Origin of the sequence: Chryseobacterium sp. MYb7 (assembly GCF_002979455.1) — a bacterium.
GTDB lineage: Bacteria > Bacteroidota > Bacteroidia > Flavobacteriales > Weeksellaceae > Chryseobacterium.
Map to the genome: position 1 here is coordinate 1 of NZ_PCOU01000007.1, position 25,699 is coordinate 25,699.

The following is a 25,699-nucleotide window of genomic DNA, read 5'->3' on the forward strand; positions in this document are numbered from 1 at the left end:
GCATATGATGGAAATATCATTAAAGCTCTTATTTTTGAAACTTAACAAGCAATTATCTATAATTATTTAACAATACCGAATGTTCTACGAATTGTACAAAAATATGTCTTCCACCAAAGACAGAAGTGATGTACTGATATTTATCCATGGGTATCTGTATGATTTTAATGATGAATTAAAGGCTATTCTTGATCTTAAGAAGATATTCATTGATAATCCAGCATCGCCTGTAGAACATATTTTGTTCGTAAGCTGGCCAGCCTCAGTAAGTATGATTCCTTTAAGTTATTTTGACGATAAAGCTTCCAGTATTAATTCCGGGACATCTCTGATGAGAATATTTTATTTCTATACCCAGTTTTTAAAAGATATTTTTTCCAACCGGGATCTTAAACCCTGCAATCAGAGAATTCATATCATGGCTCATTCTTTGGGAAACAGAGTGCTTCAAAGCATGCTTTACAGTCTTAAAAGAGAGAATATACTGCGCGTAATTGACCAGGTTTTATTGTTGAATGCAGATGTAAGCTATAAAGTATTTGAAGATTCCGAAGATTCATACAATAAATTGCCATTATTAGCCAACCGGATTTCCATTTATCTGAACAGGCAGGATCTCATTCTGGGAGCTTCTCAGTTTACGAAAAATATCCTCACCCCAAGACTTGGTAAAAATGGTCCAAGTGATATTGACCAATTCAAAGATATTGTGTCTATTATCGACTGTACATTTGTAAAGGATGATCTGCTTAACAGCCTAAAATATGAAGTGGGAAATCATTGGGGATACCTTTCCAGCTCGCAGGTACAAAATGATATCTTCCAGAATCTGAACGGAATAGACAGAAACCTAATCTCCAACAGATCAAAAGATAACGAAAATATTTTCACAATTATTTCTTAACAAATAATTAAAATAATCCTTAAAAAATAACTATACGTTAAAATTAATTCACTTTTATAGTATGGCATAAAGATTGCCAATTCAATCTATAGGGAATTACAATTTTTTATTATGGAACAGATTAAAAAAAGGTTTTCTTATATTTTAAACTATATAAAGAAGGCCATCTTCGTAAAAGATGTGATTTAACTGAGTCAATAACCTTAAACAAAAAACTATCCGACCCAACAACTACTTTATCCTTTAAACAGAGCCGACCTATAATTTATTATTCCTACAAGTCAAATGCAGGAATGTATTTTCGTGTTTTCCTATCTGACTTAATTTTTGATAAGTCTCATACATTTGTATCTACTATCAGTCATGCATATATTATCAAATAATTAAATCTGGATCATAGTAATAAAACTTCAGATTGCTCTATTATAGAAACAAAATAAGACCCGATTTTATTTCGGGTCTTTTCATTAATATTTAATTTTTAATCTCGTTTTCTGTTACCATAAAAGATTCTAATTTCAATAATTTAAATGCAATAAAAATCTTTTATATTTTAAATTATATATTTCTCTTATAATGGCTCAGGTTTGCTTATGATAATTTTAGTTTCTACACTAGCGATAGATGCTGCCTCACCTGCTTCAGATGTTAAATTTCCATGTGTTAAGCCATAATTACTAACTCCACTATTATTTACTCCGGAAGCAGGAAGCCCCCAGAAATAGTGATCATCCACTTTAGTATAATAATTTGTCCAGGCACTTCCCATAACTGACATAGGAACAGAATATTTTACTGTTGATTTTGTTATTTTCGTTATGATAGCAACCTTTACTTTTGAATGTGCCGGAACTGGAACTGGAATTGCATCTTCGATCGTTTTTTCTGTTGACGTCTCAGTACCATCAGTAGTTTCTCCGCCTACTGTTACTTCTGTTGATACCTCACCTTTATAAAAGCCAGTAGGAATTCCAATTGAAAGCTTTGCTCCTACCTTAAGAGATCCGCTCACCTTACGCTGCCAGGTGGTTTTATATCCTTGCTTATATGTATATTTTTTGGTAAGAGTTGTCTCCTTATCACCATTGTTTATTACCTCAGTCACATACGCTTCATCAGGCATTTGAAAATCTTCACTTACTACTTCTACTGAAGGTTTCCCTAAAAGAACATGGGCGTCACCCGTTTCCTGGTTAGAAACATCACCCACCTTAAGTTCTGAATTAAAATTAACTCCATCCGGACGTATATCCCTAAAAATGAATTTCTCTAAAATGGCTTTAGGGTTATTGACATCGTAACCTAATTGACTTAGGTGTTGAGCAGTTAATTTAAACTTTTGTTCTCCAGAAGTTGTTCCATTCTTAGAATAAACATCTGCATTTTTTGCCGAAAAAGAAGATTTAATATCTTTAACAACTGTCCAACCGGCTTTTAACAAATCTGCTTCACTAATTTTAGAACTTTGTAGCCCTGATTCAATATCCCCTGATGCTGAAATTGGTTTTGTGTCATCGATATTGTCATTTCCTGTACAAGACGAGACAAAAAATACAATGAGAAATCCCGCGCTAATTGTTTTAAGGGTATTTCTAAACTTGATTTTGTTTTTCATTTTAATATTCTTTTTAATTTGTCCAGTAAATTTAAATTGTCTCACCACAAAATGCAACTTTGTTGCAAAATTCTAATCCAATTCTAATCGAATTTTAATGTGCTTCTAATATTTTTTTAATATTAGGCACATAGGAATGAATAATTGCTGTTCTGGACATTAAAAAAGAAGAAATTAATACCAACAACAAGTGTTGTGGTAATTCAGAAAATAAAGTAAAATGGAAAAAGCTGGAAGAATGCAAAATGTGATACCACTACCTCCGTACAAGAGACTAAAGTATTATAAAGTCAGTTTAAAAGAGCTATACTCTCTGCATCAGATCGTCAGAAAACTATTTCTATTATTCCACAATGTAATATAAAATTTTCACAATTAAGTTAAATATTACAAAATAACTCCCTACATGTTGTATAATTGAAAAAAGTTTTCGACATTTACTTATCAATCAAATAAAATTAATAACATGAAAAATCTAAAAAAAATCAACAGAGGAGAATTAAAAACGATCAAAGGAGGAAGACCACCTCTTGGATGTAATAGCTGGAACCCGGTTGCTATGTGCTGCAGATCATGGGGACCAGACTACTGTGGCCAGACTACATGTCCGGATTCGCCACCACCATTATGCTAATTAACTTTTAAACATTATTTTTTGAACCAAAGCAGCTCATTTCTGAGTTCTAAATCAGATTCAAAATTATTGACAAATAAAGCTCCAGTGCCCAAACCTTGAGGCATTGGATTTTTTTTGGTAAATGTATACTGAGCAATAGCATTCAAACCGATATTACTTTCCAGCGCTGACGTAATCCACCAGTCAATATTTTGATTTTCAGCCAGGGAAATCCATTCATCCGAACCGGAAAAACCTCCTACTAATGCAGGCTTTAAAATGATATATTGAGGCTTAACTACTTCTAAAAGCTGCTTCTTTTTTGTAGAATCAATAATTCCGATCAGTTCTTCATCCAAAGCAATCGGAGTTGGTGTTTTGGCACATAATTCTGCCATATCATTCCAGTTTCCGGCTTTAATGGGTTGTTCAATAGAATGAATATTAAGATCCGCAAGCTGCTGCAACACAATAACTGCTTCATCTTTATTAAAACCTCCATTAGCATCTACACGAAGTTCCAGCTGATCTTTGGAAAATTTTTCCCTTAATTTTTGAAGAATAATATGTTCGGATTTCCAATCAACTCCGATTTTTAATTTAATACAGTGAAATCCTTTTTCCAGCTTCTCCTGAATCTGTTCTTCCATATACCCTGCATCGCCCATCCATATCAGACCGTTGATGGTAATAGCAGATTTCCCTTCGGTAAATTCACTTGGAAAATAAAGATTATCACCATATTTCAAATTCTGAACAGCTTGTTCATACCCAAACCAAATTGACGGAAATTCTTTCAGTTCTTCTTTCAAAAAAGCAACATCCTGATTGATATTTTCACAAAGCCATTTTAATTTGTTTTCATAATCAGGTCTGTCATCAAAACTGAGTCCTCTGAAAATGGCACATTCCCCTATTCCTTTTTTTCCGTTTTCTGAAATAGTAAGAATATAGGTTTCTTTATCAAGCAAAACGCCGCGAGATGTTCCACTCGGGCGTTTAAATTGTAATAAATATTGTAAATATTTTGCTTCCATTATTTTACGCTGTCGATACGCATAAATTCTTCCGCTTTTTCTACCATTTCAATACTTCCACAGAAGAAAGGAATTCTCTGGTGAAGTTCTGTAGGTTCTATTTCAAGAATTCTTCTGAATCCATCGGTTGCTTTTGCTCCTGCCTGTTCTGCAAGGAATGCCATAGGATTACATTCGTATAAGAGTCTTAATTTACCATTCGGAGCCTGTGAGTAAGAAGGATAGATATAAATCCCACCTTTCAGCATATTTCTGTGGAAGTCTGCTACCAGAGAACCGATATATCTTGAGGTGTAAGGACGGTCTCCTTCTTCCATCTGGCAATATTTAAGATAATTTTTTACTCCCTGAGGGAATTTGATATAATTTCCTTCGTTGATAGAATAGATTTTACCTGTTTTTGGGAAAGTCATATTCGGGTGGGAAAGATAATACGTCCCTAAAGATGGATCTAATGTAAATCCATTTACGCCATTTCCTGTAGTATACACAATCATGGTAGAAGAACCGTAAATTACATATCCTGCTGCAATCTGATTGATTCCTTTCTGCAAAAAGTCTTCCAACTGTACCGGAGTTCCAGGTTCAGTAACTCTTCTGTATATTGAGAAAATAGTTCCTACGGAAACATTAACATCAATATTGGAAGATCCGTCCAAAGGATCGATAAGTACTACGTATTTGCTTAAATGACCATTTTCACCGCATTTAATATCGATAAAATCATCATTTTCTTCAGAAGCAATACCACAAACAACCTCTCTTTGAGACAAAGCCGTAATAAAAATTTCATTAGCGATAACGTCTAATTTCTGCTGCTCTTCTCCCTGAACGTTTTGGTTTCCTGCAGCGCCTGTAATATCTACAATTCCGGCTTTATTTACTTCTCTGTTTACCACTTTCGAAGCCAATCTTATTGCACTTAGAAGACGAGAAAATTCACCTGTAGAATACTGAAAATCGTCCTGCTTATCTATAAGAAATTCTCCTAAAGTCTGTAATGGTTGATTTGACATATTTTTCTTTTTACGTTTTGCCCAAATTTCGGAAAATTTATCGCATTAAGAAAATTTAATTAAAAAAGAGGTTAATTACTGTATTTCAACACGATACAAGCATAACATGGCATAATACCAAGTCTTTGCTGAAAATTATGCCTCCGAATTTGTTACATCAGACTGATGAAAAATCCAGATTATTTCAATATTTGTTGATTTTAAGGAAATCTTAATTCTATCTCTTCGCTGGGCTATTTCATATCTCGTTGTAAATTTATAATTTTGACGTCCGTAAAAAACTCATGTAATTTTTTATCTAACAATTTTATTTTTAACAATTTAATGAAAATTTTCAAGTTTGGAGGAGCATCAGTAAAAGATGCTGAAAGTGTGAAAAACGTGTCTATGGTTCTAAAAAGCCAGGGATTTGCCAAATGCTTGCTGGTAATTTCAGCAACGGGCAAGACGACGAATGAGTTGGAAAAAGTTGTAGAACTTTATTTCAAAAAGGATAACTATCAAACTGAGATTGAAAAGATAAAACGAAAACACATTGAGATTGCGGAAGGACTTTTTCCTGAAAATCATGCGGTTTTTTCTGAAATCAATCTATTTTTTGATGACATTGATTCTTTTTTAAGAAGAAACAAGTCTCCCAACTACAACTTTGTTTATGATCAGGTGGTAAGCTGCGGAGAAATGATTTCTACTAAAATTTTGAGTGAATATCTGAATGAAATTCAATTTACAAATCAATGGCTAGATGCCAGAGATTATGTAAAAACAGATAATTCATACAGAGAAGGTGCTGTAGACTGGGCAAGAACGGAAGAATTCATCTCCAATCTTAATCCTGAAATCTGCTACGTAACTCAGGGATTCATAGGTTCTGACGACAATAATTTTACGGTAACATTAGGAAGAGAGGGTTCTGACTACTCTGCTGCTATTTTTGCTTACTGTTTAAATGCTGAAGCAATGACAATCTGGAAAGATGTACCGGGAGTAATGACCGGAGATCCAAGAAAATTCAACGACGTATCTCTTCTTTCCAATATTTCTTATGAAGAAGCGATTGAAATGGCGTATTACGGAGCTAGCGTTATTCACCCAAAAACATTGCAGCCGCTACAACAAAAAAATATTCCTTTTTATGTAAAATCTTTCGTGGATCCTACTAAAGAAGGAACAAAAGTAGGTGCTTCCGACAAAAACCAACAGGAAGAATCTTATATTTTAAAAGAAAATCAGGATCTTTTGAAAATCTCAACAAGAGACTTCTCTTTTATTGCAGAAGATCATATGAGCTTAATTTTCGGATTTTTATCTAAATATAAGATCAAAGTTTCACTAATGCAGAATTCTGCGATCTCCCTGGCACTGTGCCTTGAGGATAAGTTTAATCATATTGATGAGCTCAACGAAGAGCTTCAAAAAATTTTTAAAACCGAAGCGATTAAAAATGTATCTTTATTCACAGTAAGAAATGCGAAGATGGATCACATTGATAAATTTTACCATGAAAAGAATGTATTGTTAGAACAAATTTCTAAGAATACGCTTCAAATGGTAACACAATAATATTAATTGCGACTAAACACACATGAGTTTAATTTCGAAAAACGATCTGATCAAAGCTTCCGGCTTAAGTAAACTTGGGTTCCTCAAGAACCCGGTAGCATCTGCTGTCATGAGCATTGCTAAAATAAATGAAGTAAATAGACTATACGACAAACTAAAAGATAAGGAAGGCAAAGACTTTTTCGACTCATTTGTGAGAGAAAGAAACCTAAGCTATGTAGCTTTTGAAGAGGATCTGGCAAAGATTCCGAAAACGGGACCGTTTATTCTGGTTTCCAACCACCCGCTGGGTGCTATTGACGGAATTCTGATGTGCAAGGTCTTATCAGAGGTTCGTCCGGATTTCAAGGTGATGGGAAATTTCCTTTTGGAAAAAATCAAGCCTATGGAACCGTACGTAATCGCTGTAAATCCTTTTGAAAACAGAAAAGAAGCTTACAGTAGCTCTTCAGGAATGCGTGAAACACTCAAGCATTTGCAAAACGGAGGCTGTGTAGGTATTTTCCCGGCAGGAGAAGTTTCTAACAAGAACAATCCTTATGGAGAAATTTTAGATAAAGAATGGGAAAAAACGGCACTTAAGCTTATCAGAATGGCTAAAGTGCCGGTAGTTCCTATGTATTTTCATGCAAAGAACAGCCGACTTTTTTATCAGGTGGCTAAGCTTCATCCGAATTTACAGACATTGATGCTTCCCGCAGAAATGATGAATGACAGAGAAAAGCCTATCAGAATCAGAATCGGGCGTCCTATTACTGTAAAGGCAATGGATGAAATGGAGACCATTGAGGAATTGGGAGAGTTTCTGAAACGTAAGGTCTATATGATGAAATCTTACTATGAAAAGAGAAAATCTCTTGCTCAAAGCATCAATCTTCAAAACCTGTCTGTAAAATTTCCTTTACTTAAAGAAGAAAATATTGTTCAGAATATCATTGACGAGACTCCTGTGGAAGACATCATTAAAGATGTTGACAAACTGAGAGGAACTGATAAAATGCTGTTCAGCAACGGAAATTATGAAATCTACTTCACGACTTACGAAGAAATCCCTTCTATTATGAGGGAAATCGGGCGCCAGAGAGAACTTACGTTCCGTGCGGTAGGTGAAGGAAGTAATCTTCCGTTTGACCTTGATGAATATGATAAGCATTACCACCACCTGTTCCTTTGGGATAACGGTGAGAAAAAACTGGCGGGTGCCTACAGAATGGCATTAGGTAGAGAAGTAATGAAGAAATATGGCATTAAAGGTTTCTATACAAGCTCTTTATTTGAGTTTGAGCAGGACATTCATCCATTCTTCAAAAAGGTGATTGAAATGGGTCGTGCCTATATCTGCCAGGAATATCAGCAGAAACCGCTTCCACTCTTCCTTTTATGGAGGGGAATTGTGCATGTATGCCTGAGAAATCCTGATCACAAATTCCTGATGGGTGGTGTGAGTATTTCCAATAAATTCTCGGAATTCTCAAAATCACTGATGATCGAGTTTATGCGTTCCAATTATTTTGATTCCGCGGTAGCTCAATATATCACTCCAAGAAATGAATACAAGGTAAAGCTTCGCGACAGAGATAAAAATATTTTCTTTGAGGAAATGGAATCTGACCTTAACAAGCTGGACAAAATTATTGATGACCTTGAACCTGAATTGAGACTTCCTGTTCTGATCAAAAAATACATCAAGCAAAACGCTAAAGTAATCGCTTTCAACGTGGATCCAAACTTCAATGATGCGATTGACGGGTTGATGTATATCCGAATCAGTGATCTTCCGGAAAACACGATTAAACCGGTATTGGAAGAGATGAGCGAACAGATCAGAAAAGAACAGGAAAATAATCCGGCTGATAATCAGTAAGTTTTTAAGTTTATTCAAAAAAAGTACGATGAATACTTGCTTTGTATACTAAATCTTACTACTTTTGCATCACTTTAAAACAACGAAGTAAGTCAAACAAAAATATAATGGTTTCTTAGCTCAGTTGGTAGAGCAATGGATTGAAAATCCATGTGTCCCTGGTTCGATTCCTGGAGAAACCACTTTAAAACCTCTAATTCATTTTAGAGGTTTTTTTGTTTTTTATATTCTAGCTCTTTTGCCACATTTTATTCTTTCCGGAAACATTAAAAATTAATATAATTCATTTTAATGAGTATTATTGTTTAAAACACAAAAAAAATTAATCAAAACGATGGGAATTATTTTTTTATTTGACAAGTAAGACTTAATTTAGTAGGACAAACCTAATTACAAATCCTATTATGAAAATTAAATTATTAACCGATACTTTTTTGGGTATCGCCACCCTACTCGTTTTTCAATCATGTGCAGAAAATACTTTGATATCAGAGGATACTGCTGCAACACAAAAAGACGCTTCTGCTTTAAGGAAAGCATCGTCTTTCAGCGTACCAGTTGCTGGAAATTCTTTTTTAACAGTAAAACCTTCTGGTGCCAGTGAAGTTATCACTTCCTCTAACTTAGGTAACTGGACGAATTCCAATACTGTAATCAGTACTTATTTCAGAGTGAGTAATACGGGAACGCTAAACATTGGATTAAAAGCGTCTGTTCCTTCAGGCACAAGTGTTGTAAAAGTAACCATAGGCAGTACTTCCAAAAATGTTACCTTAACAGGGTCTACTTCTAAAGATTATACCGTTGGAGATTTTACTATTTCTACTCCGGGTTATGTAAAAGTTGATCTTCAGGGAGTTTCAAAAACAGGAGGATATTTTGCGGATGTTACCAATGTTACTTTCAGCGGAGCAGCTTCTACAGGAACCAATGTTTACAGTAATGATCCTTCCTACTATTATTGGGCACGCAGAGGGCCTTCCTGCCACCTTAATTATGTAATTCCAACGACCAGCAATGTGAGCTATTATTACAATGAAGTAACAGTACCTGTGGGAGAAGATAAGATTGGCTCTTATTTTATGGCCAATGGCTTCAGTGCAGGATATTTTGGAATGCAGGTCAACTCTGCTACAGAAAGAAGAATTCTATTCTCTGTATGGAGCCCATTTGAAACCGATGATCCGAATAATATTCCTCCTGATCATAAAATTATTCTGAACCGAGCCGGTACCGGAGTAACAATTGGAGAATTCGGCAACGAGGGATCTGGTGGACAAAGTTATTACAAGTATAACTGGGTCGCAGGGCAAACCTATAAATTCTTATTAAAAGGCGAACCTGACGGCACTGGAAAAACAGATTTCACAGCCTGGTTTTTATCTCCGGATGCTACAACGTGGAAACTGATAGCCAGCTGGAAACGACCTCAAACCAGCACTTATCTTAAAAGCTTCTATAGCTTTGTTGAAAATTTCAATCCTGAAAATGGATATCAGGGTAGAAAAGCGGAATTCAAAAATCAATGGGTAAGAACTTCAGATGGCAACTGGTTTGCTGTTTCAGGAGCAAAGTTCAGTGTAGATAATACTTATAATGCACAGCAAAGAATAGATGCAATGGGCGGAACAAATGGTAATGCTTTCTTTTTGCAAAACGGAGGATTCTTTAATACGGTTGTTGCTCCCGGCACACAGTTTACTGTGACAGCACCTACACAGGCTCCGAATATTAATTTTTCGACGCTTCCTTAAAATGATCACCTAAAATAATTAAGCCAGCGACTTTATAAGAGCTGGCTTTTTTAATTTGTCTTAACTTCTTCTTTGAACTGGAATCATTTAATTTTAAATCTCTAAAAAATTAAAAAAATTAATTACACCAAATCATTGATGAACAAAGCGTTGAAACCAAAAACAGGCTATATCAATAGATTTATTCAAAAAAATAAAGATAAAAACTTGCGTGGTATTATAAAATGTTATACTTTTGCATCACTTTAAAACAACGAAGTAATAAACGAAAACATAAATGGTTTCTTAGCTCAGTTGGTAGAGCAATGGATTGAAAATCCATGTGTCCCTGGTTCGATTCCTGGAGAAACCACTAGAAATGAGACAATTTCTAACAAAACCCCTCAAATTGTATGATTTGAGGGGTTTTTATTTTAATGGTTTAACAAAATATACCATTTTTTCTCAAATTAAAGGTGACCTTTTCGGTGACCTACAAATTTTGATTTTTCAGGTAACCGAATTTCTTCGAAAGTCTCATCAGCAAGGCTGTTCAATAATTGAACATCTTGATTAATGAGTCACCGGAAATTATTTTAAACCTTTAAAGTTATTATTATGAAAACCAAAATTTCAGTATTGTTTTATGCAAAAAGATCCAAAGCAAAAAACAATGATCAAGTTCCAGTTTACCTACGAATTACCGTCAATGGAAAACGTTCAGAATGCTCTACAGGTAAAAACATAGACCCTTCTAAATGGAATTCGGAAATAAGTCGTTTAAAAGGCAATTCTGAAGAGGCCCGCACTGTCAATAAGTATTTTGATGTTTTATCGTCTAAAATCCTTGAAATCGAAAGAATCCTTATTTTATCAGGAGAACCTTTTGATGCGACCGACGTGAAGAATCTTTTAATAGGAAGACAAGATATAGAACGCTATTTGATTCCTATCTTTCAAGACCACAATAACAGGATGGAGAAATTAATTGGAAAAGAATACGCAGTGGCTACTCTGAAGAATTTCAAAACTTGTTTAGCTCATTTAAAAAAGTTTCTATGGAATTCTTATAAAAAATCTGATATTAATATCAAAAAAATTGAGCCTGCTTTTCTCAATGATTTTGATTTCTTCCTTCGTACAAAAGTAAAGTGCAATAATAACTCTACGGTGAAGCATACTAAGAATTTGGCAAAAATTCTGAAAACCTGTTATCAGAATAATTGGATTGAAAAAGATTTAGTAATGTACTACAAAGGAAAATTTAATGAAGTAACCACAAACTTCCTTACAGAAGAGGAAATAAAAACGATCCGCGATAAAGACTTTATTAGTCAGGGTTTAAATTTAGTCCGAGACATTTTCATTTTTAGCTGTTATACCGGATTGGCTTATATTGATATCAATAATCTGACAAAAGCTCATATCTCTAAAGGAATAGATGGTAATTTTTGGATTAAAACCCACAGACAAAAGACAAGAACAGCATCGAATATCCCCCTACTTCCTATAGCTGAGGAAATACTTAGAAAATATAAAAGCCATCCCTTAACTGCAAATTCGGAGAAACTATTACCCATGTATACTAACCAAAAGGTCAATGAGTATCTAAAAACAATTGCTGAGAATTGTGGAATTATCAAAAAACTTACTTTTCATGTGGCACGTCATACATTTGCAACAACTGTAACTTTAGGGAATAATGTTTCAATGGAAAGTGTGAGTAAAATGTTGGGACATAAAAGCATTAAAACAACTCAACATTATGCTAAGATTTTGGATAAAAAAGTGAGTGAAGACATGAGTGCCTTAAAAAATATATTAACTGCAAATTGATAAATACTATTTAAGTTTGAACCTAAAAAAGCTGTAAAAATATAATTTACAGCTTTTTTTATAAATTTTGATTGAAATTATAACTATCAGTGAGTGATTTTGTACCCATTCCTCATCGCTTTATTGATAAGATTTTCGCTGCAGCATCGTTGTGAATAGCCTCAAACAGGATATTGCAAAAAAGTGGTAAAATCCTAATTTAAATTTTACGTAATAAAGCTAAAAATTTCTGCCAAAACCTGCAAGTAAAAAGGTCAAAATTTGAACAGTTTTTTTAGAGTTCAAACCAGGAATTTACTCCTTCTCTTGCACCTTAAATTTCTCAGTTGAAATATTTCTAAAAGAAAACGAAGAAAAAAAATTAAAAAAAAGAAAAAAAGAAAGCCTCTTTAAAATGAGCGTGGCTTTCTGTCAAGGTTTTTTGGAAAAAATTTTTGCGTATATTTTTATACGTAAAAACTTTTTCTGAAAATCCTGGGACTTGACCTTGACAGAATTTAGCTGTTGGATTGGAAAGCGAAGTATCTTTGGTTTATTTTTTAACTTTTGACCAAATAAAACATATCTCGTATTTAATAAAAAGGCTGAAATTTTAGAAAAAATTGATTACCCAATACCAAGTAATTCTTCAATAATATCTTTTTTAAATTTAGAAAATGGTCTTTTGTGATAATCTTCCTTTTTAGACTCAATTCCAAACAATAATCTAGATATTTCGCTTTCTGATATTGATAAATTAAAAGTGTCTTCGAATAAAATCTTTAGATAATTTTCACTATACTTATATCTTAAATCTAATAAATCTTTCAGTTCTCTTTTTGAACTACTATCATAAATTTCTTTCAACCTACTATACTCTAGGCTAGCTTCAGCCTTTGAATCAGTATTAATAAATTTTACAGTTGGATTTGTAATTCTTGTATCATAATCATATGAAAAAGAAAATATTAATTCTTCTTCATATGGATGAAAAATATTATCTAAAGCATTATCCCATCCACATTTTGGCGAGTTATTGTGTTTAATATGATTGCATGATTGGCAACTAGGAATTAAATTATAAAAGCTCAAAGACAATACTGGGTGACTTTCTTTTGGAAACCAATGATCTAACTGAGCTTGCGCTCTATCTTTTACTAATTGCACTGTGTAGTTTCTATTACAATAAACACACGTGTCAATATTAAGCTTTTCTAAAAATTCTTTGTTTTTAAAATTACCATATCCTGTGTCAATAAAAAAACTTTTAATGAGTTTTCTGTGATTAGAAGATAATGGTAAAGATTCATATTTCTCATGCAATTTTATAAGCTCGTTTGGTTTGCTACTAATCAGCTCTTTATAATTCTCTTTTAGGAATTTTATGAAGCTAAAATGTAAGTATTTTCTTTCTCTACCTTTTCCTCTTATAAGAAACTTGTCGGTAAGTACTTTCTCGAATATTCTATTAACTTCTTGTTTATGAAATTTTACAGCACTTTCAGATGGATTTATTGTTAGCATTATAAATTAAATTTTTTGTTCAAATAATCGATTTGTTTTCTTGCTATCTCCTTTTGTACTTCGCTTTGCTCTGAAAGTTCGTCTAGCATTTCTGCCAATTTCAATCTTAATATAGGTTCATCAATAATTTTGATAATCTGCCTGTGGTAATCAAAATCATCTTTAATTTGATTAAAAGATTTTTCACTTTTTTTAGCTCCCTTGATCCAATGAATTGTTTTATTTATTGTTTCTTCTGCAAACTCTCCCATTAATAAGCCACTTTTGATTTCATTACTGAAAAAGAAGCTATTTACTAATAAATCAGAAATGTTTGCAGCAAAAGTGCTTGCTCTATCAAAAGTATCTACAGCTCCATCTTTTAAAAAGAGTACGTTCTGTTTTGGAATATCTGATAATATAAACGGCGAATGAGTAATAAACAGAATATTGAGATTATCATATCTTTGATAAACGGAATTTATCGCTTTCAACAAGTCATTTAGGAAAGTTCTTTGAAAGTCAGGATGCGAGTATAATTCTATTTCATCAAAAATTATATTAACATTCTTATAATAAATCATTTTTTCATTTGGATCATTCTCATCTATTATTAAATCTTGAACAGATTTTAGATTTCGCAAATGATAAATTACCGAATGAATGCTATACAACTTTTGTTTCTCTCCGGAACTGAAATTATTAAAATTGTGATTTGAATATTTCTCTTCAAAAAAGTAATTTACTTTAAAGATAGAAGGAAGCGACTGGGCAATAGAGAACTTATTCATCAAATAATGTTCTTCGGGATCTACTCTAGACTTGAATGTTGTATCAATCACCTCATACAGATCATCTATCTTAATCAGTTTTTCATTAAGTTTTTCTATAAAAATTTCATCACCTTTTAAATATTGATACTTTAATAAAAATATTGCTTGGCATAGTTTGTCTGTGATGTGACTTCCATCATCTTTTAATTGTTCAAAATATATTCTTAGATTATCTGGACTAATTAATGTAAAATATAAAGGATTATCATTTTTCATAATAATGCCATGCTTCCCTTTTCTATATTTCTGATATTTTTTATAAAATGTAATCTTATACAGTTTTACAAGAATATAATCTCTTAAGTAAGGGTAAAAACTTTCATTGATAAAGTTTTTTAACTTTATTTTTTCATCATAAAATATTTCAAGTAACAATTCGAGATATTCAACTTTTTCTTCATTCCTATTATTTATCCGAAGATCTTTTTTTTCACTCTCATCCCAATGACTAAATTTGTTATAGTCAATTTCTATGGATATATGGGAAACATCTTTACCTTTTGCAATACTTCTAAGTTTTTTTTCTTGCAAAATATTCACGAGAAAACGCGATGAAGCTAAATACTTTTCAGAATTTACATCTATGTTACCATCTTCACGAAATGGATTTATAACAATAGGTAATTGATAACTGTCATTTTTGTGAAAAACACCTTTCAACCATTCACCTGTTTCACTTGTATTATAACCATAATGTGAGTAATTTATAATCATTGTGTAAAAAAAATCTTTAAAGAAAAGAAGTTCTGATTTTGAAAGATCTTTTTCACCTCCTGGTTTATGGCTTTTGATATGTATTTCGGTATTTTTTTGAAGTGAAAAAGTTTTTGGATTAGAATTGAAATCTTTATCAAAATCTAATAACGTAATTTCATTATTTTTAATTTTAAGTTTCCTAATCTTTTCCCTACTATTTTCTTGAAATAGGTTATAATAAAAATAAATTTCAACATTTATTGAATTTAAATCTTTAACAATACTTTCATTATACTTCGCAACAAGTTCCTTTTTCTTCTCTTCATCTTTACTATCATATAAGTTTTCTGGGTTAATAAAATCATCCTTAATTCCCAAAGATATTTTTACAATTGACGCCACGAGTAACTCAATTAAAGCGCTTTTGCCAGATCCATTTTTACCCACAATTGCTGACACATTTATATTTGTCTTTGCATCATCTGCGCCTTGAGAAAACAAATCTTCAGGTATATTTTCTAGGTAAGCAATCTTACTTACATCATTTTCTAAATCGATTATCTCTTGATTATTGATATCATAAAAAATATAGTCATTGTAAAACTTATACAATTGATTAGTTTTTAAATTTTTGAGGTAATTTGGATTACACTCTTTTAGCGGTCTTATCGCAATTAATTTGAAGCTCATTGTTTTAGTTTTTATAATTTAATTATCAATTGGTTATCAATTCTAAATGCTTTATAAACTCTTCGCATTTATAAAAATCGTAATAAGAATTCTTTAATATTTCAATTTGACATTTTAGAGGTAAAAATTTACCGTATTTCGAAAAATCCAGAATCTCAGGAGTATTCTCCAGAAGATTTTCTAAAATGAAATCGAAATCAATATTGGATGATTCTATACTTTTTATTTTTAAGATAAATTCTTCCTGGGAAGTTTTTATTTCAAAAGAAAAATCCAAGTCAGAGTAAATATTCTGAATTCCTAAAGTATCAAAAATAAGTTTAAGCGTTCTGTTTATTTTTGTGCCTGTAAAAGAGTAAAATGTAAGATTTCTATTGGTTGAAAGTAAAGGTCGTTCTTTGATAATATCTGAAAAATCAAAGACTGAAAATTCTTTCTGCATTTCCGTCATAACATCCTGACTTGGTTCATCAAGAAAATCATATTCTTTTTTAGAAACGAGCACTTCCAGCATTTTTTCTCTGATTTTGTCTGCGATATTGGCTCCGTTGCCCTCAAAGACTGGTTTCTTACCATCTTTTGCAGGAATTACTTCTATTTTCTTTGATTTTAAGTCAATTGCTATGATTTTCCAGATTCTTGCAGATAAGTAAATATTTTCATCTTCTCTAATCTGTAGGGTTAGTGGAATTTCTCCTACCTTATTTCCTTTATGAGATACTTTGAATAAATTTTCGGTTTGAAAAACGCTGTAAAACTCTCTGTTGTTAACAATTTTCTCTCCCTCAATTCCTAAAATCAATTCTGAACCAAGTTGTTCAAGAAGATCTTTCTCAACTAAAAATTCAATGATTTCTTCGATTTCATTTTCTGATATATTTTTGAAAGCATAGTTATGATGTAATTCACTCAGCAATTTTTCTTTTGACATTCCAGAACTGCCTTTTATGATAGAAAGCATTTGATGAAGCAAAATATCATAAGGCTTTTCATTCAAAGAAACCGGCTCAATATACTTCTCATCATATAAAAGCCAACAGGCAACTGATTGTAATAGTGTCCAACGATTAGTAGCATACAAAAACAAATTACTTGCTTTGTCATCTCTTCGTCCACTTCTTCCTACTCTCTGGATTAATGAAGCAATGCTATGTGTAGCATCAATCTGAACGACCTGGTCCACACTTCCAATATCAATTCCTAATTCCAATGTGGAAGTGCACGCAATACTAAAGTTTTCATATGTGTTATTCTTTGCAAAGAATTCTACATATTCCCGCACTTCCTTATCTACGGAAGAATGATGGGAAAAGTAATTTTGGTGTCCTCCGACTTTATCAGAAATCTTTCTCAATTTCACGGCAACTTCCTCAACTCTTCCTCTGGCATTTGGAAAAATCAATGATTTGCTATTTCTTGTCTGGATATATAAATCTTTTAATAATTCGAGAGGCATTTCTGCACCGCTGCCTTCAAAATATCTGAAGACTGCATTAATAGGTTTGGGGTTTGTATCCCGTATGATTTTTGTGCTCTCAACGTCTCCGAGGAAACTTTTCAGTTCTAAATATTGGTTAGAATCACTGACGGTTGCAGAAAGTGCTATCGTTTTGAATCTGGTTTTATTTATTTTTTGTAAACGTGATAAAATAGATTGCAATTGAACGCCTCTGTCGGAACCTAAAAAAGAGTGAACTTCATCAATTACTACATATTCTAATGAAGCAAACAAATGTTTTACGTTATAGGGTTTATTAACAAACATTGCTTCCAAAGATTCCGGTGTAATCAGAACGATTCCGTTCGGATTTTTCAGCAGTTTATCTTTCTGACTTTTGCTCGCCTCACCGTGCCATTTGGTTACACTGATGTCCAAATATTCACACAATTCTTCAACACGTCGAAACTGGTCATTAATCAAAGCAATCAATGGAGAAATGTAAAGAACTTTCACACCCTCTTCTCTAAAATCTGTTCTTGATAAAATGGGTAGAAAAGCAGCTTCCGTTTTTCCAGAAGCTGTTCTGGAAATTAACACATAATCATTCTCAGTTGATAATATTCTTTGGATTGCTGCTTCCTGAATCGGTCGCAACCTTTCCCAGCCTTTGTCTCTGACGTATTTCCTAATGGGTTCAGAAAGTAGATTGAACGCCGTCATAGTTCTTCAATACTATCCAGAATATTCAAGTCATTTGGCCGCTCGTCTTCAATTTCAATGTCACCAAACAACTGCTTTTTGTCAACATTAGGATTTTGGCGAATGATATTAAGAATATTCAAGAAATCACGGATAACTTCTCTAGGCGTCAGGAACTCTGATGCACCTGGCTTATTAAACATTTCTTCCATAAAAGCAGAAATCTCTTCATCGCATATATTGATTTCAGCTTTATAATTGAAATCAAAGATTAATTTCAATTTTTTCAAAAGAACAAATATTTCGTTATGGTCCAAAGGCGTAAGTTTGATGACAGGCTGTGCAAAGTCACGCATTTCCAATGTTTCAAATTTGTTAGTTTGCAATCTGGATTTTAAAGCCTGATAACTAAACAAACCTCTTCTTTCGTTTTCCAGAAATTCTCTTGTCCCGGCAAAGTTGATGAATAGATTAGACACCTTTCCCTGAAAACAGTCATTGTAAATCGTAAGGATTTTCTCATAGTTTTTCTCGCGCATTACGGAGGTAGAAATTTTGTAAAGGTTGATCGCTTCGTCAAGATTTATCATAAATCCGCTATATCCCATACTTACAAACAATTTGCAGAAATTTTTGAGCATATCATAAAAATTCTGGTCATTGATAATCTCACGCACACCTAAATCCTGCCTTGCTTCGGTCTTTGTTTTATATTCTCCTTTCAGCCACTTTAATGCATTCCTTCTTAAAAGTTCATCATTTTTAATATAGCCTTCGTAATATTTCACAATGACAGAACCAAAGTCAAAACCACCTACTTCTGTGATTTCGTTGATGGTTTTCATTATGGTGTTTTGAGTGAGTCCAAGATATTCTTCATTACGGATATCAACCAATGAGATATTGTTTTCCTGCGCAGTTTTTAAAATAACCTGCTCTATCCATTTTTCCAATAATGTTTGTAGAGCACCTCCTTCCGGCTTGGTCTGGATAGCGATGTTATCCATAATTGCCGAATATAATAAAACACTTTTTCCATCATTTGCATAAAGGCGGTTATCCGGAGTAAAGTCTGCATTTGCAACCACAAATTTTTGTTTTAGTGCTACTGTATTGAACAAATGAAGCATAAATGATTTACCGCTTCCAAAATCTCCAATCCAGAATTTCGCAATGCTGTGTCCGTTCTTTACATCATTCAGTGCGGTAATAAAGGCTTCTATTTCCTCTGTTCTTCCTACTGTTATATGCTGCACTCCGATTTTTGGAACAACACCTCCCACAAGAGAGTTAATTATAGAGGTAGCTTCTTTTGGTTTAATATTATCAATCATTGTTTAATAGTTTTTTGTAATAATCTGGGGATATGGTAAAATAGTCGTCGTCTTCTTCAATCAATACATCATCCAGTGTTTCATAACAGGATTCATTAATTGAATCAATCACCGAGCTCATCATTTGGTTTTTGCTTTTCAAGACTTCTTCCAATTCATTCTGTGGAATGCTGAAGCTGTTTTTTTCAAAGATTTCCAATACCTCTTTCTGAAGTTCTGAAAGACGTAAATCTGAATTAAATCTTGATATGGCGGATTCTGTATTATCATCGGTGGTTATATGAATCTGAACTTCTCCGGTTTCATTTTCTTCTATAGAATCAGATGTTTTTATTTCATCCTCCAATTCGTCCTGAAGATATTCATTCAGAAGATTGACCGTTCCGGAATGCTGTTTCTGAACTTCTTGTATTGAGTTTCTATCGATAATAATTTTTTTTCGTTTTGGCTCATATACAGAAGTTATTCTTTTCAAGGCATTTTCAAGTTGCCTGTCTTTAATAAAATCATTCAGAATCTCTTCAAAATCTCTCAATTGTTCATCAGTTTTAAAAAGACTTTTCTGAATGGTCTTATTCATCTGCTTGTTATCAAACTTTGATGATTTCAAATCGGAATCTATGTAATAAACGTAAAGCTTAAGAGAACTTGGCTTATCCTGTTTCGCCATAAACTTGGAAGCTTCATAAAAAATATTTTCTACCGAAGGATTTTTTATGTTTTCCTCGGCTAGTCTGATAATTTGATTTTCAAAGTCGGCTATATCCGTATAAGTTTGTGTTATTATTTCAAATTTAGATTTCCAACGGGTGGTATTGCTTTCGTTCAATAATTTTTCTGTTTCAGTATCAGGAGAAACAATATTCTTCTGGTCATCAATTAAGAATACATCTAATTTTGAAATCACTTTTTCATAGTACGGTGTAAAAATTTCAGGTGAACTATAATTAAACTCTGCTGTTAGTTTCCTTTTATTTGAGTAGACCTCTCTGACATTGTTTTCACTTAATTTCAGAATATGTCCATAAATTTCACCTTTTACAGAGTCAAAAGTATATTTATAATTTTGACTGCCTTTTCTATATCGGTAATATTTTCTCACAATCAAATCAGACAATTCATCCATCAGGTTAACGAATGAATTATCATTAGAAACATAATTGTTCTGAAGAAATTCCACAGCCCTTAAAAACTGTTTCAGGATTTCAGTTTTACAGAATTCAGCATTATTAAAAACATTAGTTTGAAGCCAAATTCTGTTTAGGATTTCTTCTTGCTCAGTTGAAAGATTAAGCTTTTTCTTGTATTTTTTACCAAGCTTCCAATAATCATAATCATATTGCTGATTTTTTTCTCTGAAATGTTCTGCTTCGTCATCCATATTATATTCTTCAAGCTTCTGTAGCAGAAATGACACACCATATGATTTTGTTCGCGGAAAAGTATTTCCTAACATTTCCAATTGATGCTCGATTTTTTTATAATCTTTATGAACTTCAAAATCGTTTAATAAATCAAAAAGCAGAATAAAAGCATAGTTGGTATTTCCATTGAGAGAAAGAACATTCCCCTTTAAAAATTCCGCTCTGAATTTATCATAAAAATTTCGCTGCTCGTGTGTTGCATAGTTAATCTCATCATAAGAATAGACGTATTGATGCGGCCAATAAGGAACAGAAGAATAAGATGATGACGAAGACGAAGATGGATATTCTGATGTAATCTTTATATTACCTATCAAAGTGCTCATCAAATCAGATACATCAATAATTGAATCATCCTTCATATTAGATTCTACAGAATTTATCTGGTTTTTAGGTTGGGATGGGGGGACCTCGTTTCTTTTTTCGATATACTTTTTTTGAGGTTGTACTTTTATAGGATTAGAACTTGTATTCTTAAAAGTTACTTTATTTTTAGGTTTTTTCTTTTGGTTTTTGCTTATGGTAATGATAAAAAATAAAATTACCAGAATGATAAAAAAAGTCATATTCTCCTACGTTTATATGGCGTCAAACACATCAAATTCGTGAACCAAAACAATGGTATGTCCTGACTTTCTCAAGTCCAATGCTTTTTCTACTTTTCTACCATAGCAGGCATAGCTCCAGCAAGCATTGCTGGTATCGCCAATAATCAAATAATCTGTTTTTTTTGAAATAGAATTTACAGGAATGCCTCCTTTGTCTTTAATAGCATTCTGAAGTTCAGTTCTGGTTCCTCTGCTGAGAATTCCTGTGACACAGAACGTTTTATTTTCAAAAATAATCTCAGGATCAACTGCGCATATTCCGGAAATATTTATATCTGCCGTTGCTTTATCAATTGATGCTTTTACATCATTATTACTAAGCTCAACGAATTGCTTGATAAATGCCATCAGTATTAATCTCTCGTCTTCTTCAATTTTCTTATCAGAAACGACCGAAAGGACAAGACTTCGTATTTCATCATAAGGGTAATAGGAATTCAGATGTTCATTTTCTGAAAGCCATTCGTGAAGTTTAAAAATTTCTGTATCATTGAGTTCTCCATCAGATAAGATCCCGTGAAAAATCCCCTGAAGCTGTTGCAAATCAGAAGTAATCCCATTATAGTAGATACTGTCGTGTTCATATTTTTGACAAAGCCAATAAAGGTCTTCGACAGCTTCCTTTGGCGGAATACCGTTTGACACTGTATTATCAATCAGCGACATAAATTCCCGAAAAGGATTTCTGTTCACTAAATAATGGTGTTCTCTTGCCCATAACTGCAATTCCTTCATCTCATAAGAGTCTATTTTATCATCGGAAATGATTCCTAATAAAATGCCTTTGAGAGAATTGATTGCCTTATCAGCTCTTGCTTTAACGGTCACGATTTGCTGTTCTGAGTTTTCAAAGTTGGTCATAGTTTATATTTTTGACGAGTTACTAATTTAATCAAAACTAACAAATCTTTTGGTTATATTGATCACTTTGAGTCAACTAATTCATAATCTATAAGTTCATCATAAATTGCTTTTAATTCTGAATTTAATTGAGTAAGATATTCTGTACAAATATTATTATAAAGGTCTTGACTTTCATCTTCAAGATTAAATTCAAATAGCCCCTTTTTTAATTCTTTCAATAAACTATTAAATACCATTTTGACATTGTTCGGATTGTCATCAGTAAGTATTATTTGAAGTGGAGTTTCTCCAACCTCTAGCACCAAATATGTATTGGCATCTTCTCTTTTAATTGTTGCTTTTTTAGTTTCCATATATTTTTCCTCTTTCTCCGAAGGCTTCTTTACCACCTTCTAATGTTTTCATACTTATTTCTTTCCAGTTTAGCTCAGGTTTTAAACCATAAATACACTTTAGTGAATTTGAAAATGGGTTTCCTGTTAATGTAAAATACTGCCCTTGATCGTGTAATCTGTATATAGAATTATAAGGTAAAGTTCTAACTGCAATATTAGCATCGTGCGTAGCAATGACAACCTTTTTACCAAGTAATGCTTTTTCTTTTAATAATGGGACAATTACATCATTAATATAGTCATTACCCAAACTTTTCTCTGGTTCATCAATTAAATAAATATCCTTATCCTCAACCAGTTCTTTATGAAGTAGAATCATTGAAGACTCGCCATTTGACGGATTGTATACCGCCCCATTAAGCGTAAAATGCCTACTTTTTAGTAATAGATCATTTAATGAGTTTATTGTTTCAATACTTTCAATTTCATTTAACTCTGAGACTTTTAAAAATAGCTCACTCGAATGAATATGCTTGGAAATTGAGATTATTGTGTTGACAAACTGTTTTTGAGGAGTCTTTTTAACATTTTTTACAGGAGAAAAATTACTGTCAGTAAAAGAGCCGTTTTGAATCATTAAATTGGTGTTACATCTCAGCTCTCCTTTCTCGCCTAGGCTTCCTGCATATTCTTCTAATGGATCGATTTTTTGTTTAATATTTTCAAGAATTTCTTTTGTTGCTCTTTCTATTTTAATCCTATTTCTAGAATAATCCGCAAAACCTGTTTTGATCGGCTTTGGCGGTTGCCCTGTTTTTTTGGAAATCTCCGTGAGAAAAGTAGATATGATTCCATTTAATAAGTTTATACTTTTATTTTCAAATATTTTATTTTCTGTTTGTGCCTTTAATTGAGACAGTATCTTTTCAAGTAATTCAATTAATTCTGTGATTAAAGTTTGTTCAACATATTTGTTAAGTTCTTCATTATCTATTACATCATTCCTAAACGATTTAAATTCAGTAAGAATATCAGTGATTTCAGTTAAGCTCCTTTGAGTTTGGGTTTCATCTTCTTGATTGATATTTTTGATTTTTAATTTTTGAGATATTTTATTAGTTTCTTGTACAGAAAAATGTAGAAGATATTTATTTAAGCTTGTTACCTCTTCTTCTGTCACCTCCTTTAAAAAACTGATATTGTCTTCACATTTATCAATTCCAAAATCAGAAACTTCACAATTGAAAGAATTCCCTTTTATATCAAAAACTTCGTTTAAATGACTATCATTAGACTTATATACAGAGGTTTTATGACCTTTTGCATTATAATATTTTGATAAAGATTCTAATATCTCCGTTTTTCCTGTACCTTTTGAACCAAATAGAATATTTATATCATTATAGATATCTAATCGTATCAATTCAGCAGCTGAAAATGGTACCACTTCGATATGCTCCTTAACTTTTTTATCCAAAATTGTATTTATTGTAGCCTCATCTTTTTCTAACAACAAGCAGAACTGCTCAAAACTTTCCACGGGTAGTCTTAAATCAGGTAATGTTTTTGATATTTCTACATAATCATCCCAGTTATGTACATCTGAACCATAAATAGAATTATGACCGTGGCTTATATAAATGCCAGCAGAAATTGCATTAGTGGCCTCTTTTAAAATTCTTTTAGGATTTGATACTAAACTTGTGAGTATTTGTAATTCTTCGTCACCAAGATTAGGTTTTTTTACAAAATAATGTGCAACATAGATGCAATCTAAAGAATCGAATTTTTCTACGACCTCGTGTAATGAAATTGTAAATGTATCAGGATTTTTATCTGCTAAAATTTCCTGGACATTATTGTCAAACTGAATATAATTTTTAGGATTACAAATTACAATTAAATGAGCCCTCTTTCCTTTTTCTAAAATGTCCAGTTCAATTCCAGGCCAAATTTGACAGTTTGTAGACACACCATCTCTAAATTCTTCGTACTGATTTAAATCAAAATGATTATGATTTGTGATAGCCAGAATCTTGACATCGGTATCTCTTATAATTTCGATAAATCTATCCTTTTCTATCTTACGTGTTACAGCATCGCCAGATTTTATTTTTTTTGTATGGACGTGAATGTCAATTTTCATTGCAAGAGTATTTATAGAGTGTTATAAAATTCTGTTGCAATTTATCTGGTATTTATTATATTTTTTTACGGTTTTCCGTAATTATATTAAGTTATTTATAATTTTAGAAAAATTATGAAATTACACGATTCATAAGGATTGTTTTATCAGAAAACTTACTTCCTCATTCTTGTTTTCTTCCCACTACACTTCAACTCCCCACCAAAATCCAACATAACCACCTGACTTCCCTGAAACGGATTATATGACGGCTGATAATCAATATAGCCCGAAGAATGTAGGTTCTTCAGGCATTTATGATAGATGGCTTTTGAGCGGATTTTACTAATACGCATCACTTCATCGCGGGAAATACTGACCGGATTTCGGAAACGGCTGAAATTCCAGAACTGGAATAAGGCTAAATAGAGGCTGATGTGTGATGGATTAACCGTATTATCCTGAGCCACCTTTTCATAGAAAGCTGTGAGGTGTTTGATATAATTCATAATTTAGTTTCGGTGCTTCGAAATATCATTGCTTATTTTTCAGCATTTCTTCAATGTCTTTGTAATTGTAATATAGTGTCCCACCGACACGGGTGTAAGATAAAGTTCCATTGATGCGTAGCTTCTGCAATGTTCCGGAGGAGATTTTCAGAAGTGCTTTGACCTCTGACGAACGCAGCCATAATTTCTGCTGGGAAATCTTGATCTGAAATAGGTTTTGTAGGTCTTCCAGCAATTCGGTTCTAAATTCCTGAAGGTCTTCTTTGGTGATTAGGTTTACGATCATAACTACTTCATTTTTGTTTTTGACTTAGTTTTCTTCTACAAAGTTGTAACATTAAAACAATCAAAACAATAGTGTTAGAGGGGCGTGGGCTAAATGAGAACAATCTGGATGATGCAGGAATCTTTTGGAGATTAAAAAAGAATAAATTGGAATCAACTAGATGGTTTACAAAGAAAAAAGACGAGTTCC

General features: G+C 32.7%; 19 protein-coding genes and 2 tRNA genes. 8 read left to right on the top strand and 13 right to left on the bottom strand.

All coding sequences use genetic code 11. The features are described 5' to 3' along the window. The first annotated feature begins 103 nt into the window (after nt 1-103). Entirely contained in the window at nt 104-904 is an 801-nt protein-coding gene (locus tag CQ046_RS07550; protein WP_165790484.1) for an alpha/beta hydrolase, read from the top strand. Nucleotides 905-1,475: 571 nt separating this feature from the next. Here CQ046_RS07550 and CQ046_RS07555 read toward each other — a convergent pair. Continuing rightward, a complete protein-coding gene (locus CQ046_RS07555) occupies nt 1,476-2,519 on the bottom strand; it encodes an ETX/MTX2 family pore-forming toxin (RefSeq protein WP_123906586.1) in 1,044 nt (347 codons plus the stop codon). Between the two features lie 466 nt (nt 2,520-2,985). On the opposite strand from CQ046_RS07555, the gene CQ046_RS23520 reads away from it, so the two are divergent. Continuing rightward, a complete protein-coding gene (locus CQ046_RS23520) occupies nt 2,986-3,153 on the top strand; it encodes a bacteriocin-like protein (protein WP_164976724.1) in 168 nt (55 codons plus the stop codon). A gap of 14 nt (nt 3,154-3,167) precedes the next feature. On the opposite strand, the gene CQ046_RS07560 is transcribed toward CQ046_RS23520, so the two are convergent. Together CQ046_RS07560 and fbp are read right to left on the bottom strand one after the other, a co-directional pair. Next, a complete protein-coding gene (locus tag CQ046_RS07560; RefSeq protein ID WP_105701677.1) occupies nt 3,168-4,172 on the bottom strand; it encodes an o-succinylbenzoate synthase in 1,005 nt (334 codons plus the stop codon). Beyond that, nucleotides 4,172-5,188, bottom strand: a complete 1,017-nt coding sequence (fbp, locus tag CQ046_RS07565) for a class 1 fructose-bisphosphatase (RefSeq protein WP_034695188.1) — start codon at nt 5,186-5,188, stop codon at nt 4,172-4,174. Before fbp ends, CQ046_RS07560 begins: the two co-directional genes overlap by 1 nt. Nucleotides 5,189-5,512: 324 nt before the next feature. On the opposite strand from fbp, the gene CQ046_RS07570 reads away from it, so the two are divergent. From CQ046_RS07570 to CQ046_RS07595, 6 genes are all read left to right on the top strand, one after another. Beyond that, nucleotides 5,513-6,751 (top strand): aspartate kinase, encoded by a 1,239-nt coding sequence (locus CQ046_RS07570; RefSeq protein ID WP_105701678.1) that lies wholly within the window; start codon nt 5,513-5,515, stop codon nt 6,749-6,751. 22 nt (nt 6,752-6,773) lie between these two features. Then, nucleotides 6,774-8,615 carry a lysophospholipid acyltransferase family protein gene (locus CQ046_RS07575; protein WP_105701679.1) on the top strand — a complete coding sequence of 614 codons (1,842 nt, stop codon included), beginning with the start codon at nt 6,774-6,776 and terminating at the stop codon, nt 8,613-8,615. 109 nt (nt 8,616-8,724) lie between these two features. Continuing rightward, nucleotides 8,725-8,797: transfer RNA gene (locus CQ046_RS07580), tRNA-Phe, on the top strand. Between the two features lie 222 nt (nt 8,798-9,019). Beyond that, nucleotides 9,020-10,369, top strand: a complete 1,350-nt coding sequence (locus tag CQ046_RS07585) for a DUF3472 domain-containing protein (protein ID WP_105701680.1) — start codon at nt 9,020-9,022, stop codon at nt 10,367-10,369. Nucleotides 10,370-10,648: 279 nt separating this feature from the next. After that, a tRNA-Phe gene (locus tag CQ046_RS07590) sits at nt 10,649-10,721 on the top strand. Between the two features lie 245 nt (nt 10,722-10,966). Next, complete coding sequence (locus tag CQ046_RS07595; RefSeq protein ID WP_105701681.1) at nt 10,967-12,184, top strand: site-specific integrase; 1,218 nt, start codon at nt 10,967-10,969, stop codon at nt 12,182-12,184. A 606-nt stretch (nt 12,185-12,790) separates the two neighbouring features. Here the strand turns inward: CQ046_RS07595 and CQ046_RS07600 are convergent. The 10 genes from CQ046_RS07600 to CQ046_RS07645 all read right to left on the bottom strand — a co-directional run bounded on the left by CQ046_RS07600 (nt 12,791) and on the right by CQ046_RS07645 (nt 25,510). After that, the gene (locus CQ046_RS07600) at nt 12,791-13,687 is read right to left on the bottom strand and encodes an HNH endonuclease (RefSeq protein WP_105701682.1); all 897 of its coding nucleotides are present in this window, start codon (nt 13,685-13,687) and stop codon (nt 12,791-12,793) included. After that, nucleotides 13,687-15,885, bottom strand: coding sequence for an ATP-binding protein (locus CQ046_RS07605; RefSeq protein WP_105701683.1), 2,199 nt, complete (start codon nt 15,883-15,885; stop codon nt 13,687-13,689). Before CQ046_RS07605 ends, CQ046_RS07600 begins: the two co-directional genes overlap by 1 nt. 25 nt (nt 15,886-15,910) lie before the next feature. Then, a complete protein-coding gene (locus tag CQ046_RS07610; protein ID WP_105701684.1) occupies nt 15,911-18,046 on the bottom strand; it encodes a DEAD/DEAH box helicase in 2,136 nt (711 codons plus the stop codon). Beyond that, complete coding sequence (locus tag CQ046_RS07615) at nt 18,043-19,359, bottom strand: ATP-binding protein (protein ID WP_105701685.1); 1,317 nt, start codon at nt 19,357-19,359, stop codon at nt 18,043-18,045. The genes CQ046_RS07610 and CQ046_RS07615 overlap by 4 nt, the downstream gene beginning before the upstream one ends. Next, nucleotides 19,352-21,349, bottom strand: coding sequence for a tellurite resistance TerB C-terminal domain-containing protein (locus CQ046_RS07620; RefSeq protein ID WP_105701686.1), 1,998 nt, complete (start codon nt 21,347-21,349; stop codon nt 19,352-19,354). The genes CQ046_RS07615 and CQ046_RS07620 overlap by 8 nt, the downstream gene beginning before the upstream one ends. Before the next feature lie 12 nt (nt 21,350-21,361). Then, nucleotides 21,362-22,252: a BRCT domain-containing protein gene (locus CQ046_RS07625; protein WP_105701687.1), complete on the bottom strand. Its 891-nt coding sequence runs from the start codon at nt 22,250-22,252 to the stop codon at nt 21,362-21,364. A gap of 62 nt (nt 22,253-22,314) precedes the next feature. Continuing rightward, entirely contained in the window at nt 22,315-22,608 is a 294-nt protein-coding gene (locus CQ046_RS07630) for a hypothetical protein (RefSeq protein ID WP_105701688.1), read from the bottom strand. Further along, nucleotides 22,598-24,736 (bottom strand): hypothetical protein, encoded by a 2,139-nt coding sequence (locus tag CQ046_RS07635; RefSeq protein ID WP_105701689.1) that lies wholly within the window; start codon nt 24,734-24,736, stop codon nt 22,598-22,600. Before CQ046_RS07635 ends, CQ046_RS07630 begins: the two co-directional genes overlap by 11 nt. A gap of 155 nt (nt 24,737-24,891) precedes the next feature. Further along, complete coding sequence (locus CQ046_RS07640) at nt 24,892-25,224, bottom strand: hypothetical protein (protein ID WP_228406900.1); 333 nt, start codon at nt 25,222-25,224, stop codon at nt 24,892-24,894. A gap of 25 nt (nt 25,225-25,249) precedes the next feature. Beyond that, complete coding sequence (locus CQ046_RS07645) at nt 25,250-25,510, bottom strand: helix-turn-helix domain-containing protein (RefSeq protein ID WP_105701690.1); 261 nt, start codon at nt 25,508-25,510, stop codon at nt 25,250-25,252. Nucleotides 25,511-25,699: the final 189 nt, after the last annotated feature.

Bases quoted from the DNA above. Each gene is read 5' to 3' on its own strand.
- CQ046_RS07605 (WP_105701683.1), bottom strand. From the start codon at position 15,885: ATGAGCTTCAAATTAATTGCGATAAGACCGCTAAAAGAGTGTAATCCA.
- CQ046_RS07600 (WP_105701682.1), bottom strand. From the start codon at position 13,687: ATGCTAACAATAAATCCATCTGAAAGTGCTGTAAAATTTCATAAACAA.
- CQ046_RS07560 (WP_105701677.1), bottom strand. From the start codon at position 4,172: ATGGAAGCAAAATATTTACAATATTTATTACAATTTAAACGCCCGAGT.
- CQ046_RS07615 (WP_105701685.1), bottom strand. From the start codon at position 19,359: ATGATTGATAATATTAAACCAAAAGAAGCTACCTCTATAATTAACTCT.
- CQ046_RS07570 (WP_105701678.1), top strand. From the start codon at position 5,513: ATGAAAATTTTCAAGTTTGGAGGAGCATCAGTAAAAGATGCTGAAAGT.
- CQ046_RS07555 (WP_123906586.1), bottom strand. From the start codon at position 2,519: ATGAAAAACAAAATCAAGTTTAGAAATACCCTTAAAACAATTAGCGCG.
- fbp (WP_034695188.1), bottom strand. From the start codon at position 5,188: ATGTCAAATCAACCATTACAGACTTTAGGAGAATTTCTTATAGATAAG.
- CQ046_RS07620 (WP_105701686.1), bottom strand. From the start codon at position 21,349: ATGACTTTTTTTATCATTCTGGTAATTTTATTTTTTATCATTACCATA.
- CQ046_RS07550 (WP_165790484.1), top strand. From the start codon at position 104: ATGTCTTCCACCAAAGACAGAAGTGATGTACTGATATTTATCCATGGG.
- CQ046_RS07585 (WP_105701680.1), top strand. From the start codon at position 9,020: ATGAAAATTAAATTATTAACCGATACTTTTTTGGGTATCGCCACCCTA.
- CQ046_RS07630 (WP_105701688.1), bottom strand. From the start codon at position 22,608: ATGGAAACTAAAAAAGCAACAATTAAAAGAGAAGATGCCAATACATAT.
- CQ046_RS07645 (WP_105701690.1), bottom strand. From the start codon at position 25,510: ATGATCGTAAACCTAATCACCAAAGAAGACCTTCAGGAATTTAGAACC.
- CQ046_RS07575 (WP_105701679.1), top strand. From the start codon at position 6,774: ATGAGTTTAATTTCGAAAAACGATCTGATCAAAGCTTCCGGCTTAAGT.
- CQ046_RS07640 (WP_228406900.1), bottom strand. From the start codon at position 25,224: ATGAATTATATCAAACACCTCACAGCTTTCTATGAAAAGGTGGCTCAG.
- CQ046_RS07625 (WP_105701687.1), bottom strand. From the start codon at position 22,252: ATGACCAACTTTGAAAACTCAGAACAGCAAATCGTGACCGTTAAAGCA.
- CQ046_RS07610 (WP_105701684.1), bottom strand. From the start codon at position 18,046: ATGACGGCGTTCAATCTACTTTCTGAACCCATTAGGAAATACGTCAGA.
- CQ046_RS07635 (WP_105701689.1), bottom strand. From the start codon at position 24,736: ATGAAAATTGACATTCACGTCCATACAAAAAAAATAAAATCTGGCGAT.
- CQ046_RS07595 (WP_105701681.1), top strand. From the start codon at position 10,967: ATGAAAACCAAAATTTCAGTATTGTTTTATGCAAAAAGATCCAAAGCA.
- CQ046_RS23520 (WP_164976724.1), top strand. From the start codon at position 2,986: ATGAAAAATCTAAAAAAAATCAACAGAGGAGAATTAAAAACGATCAAA.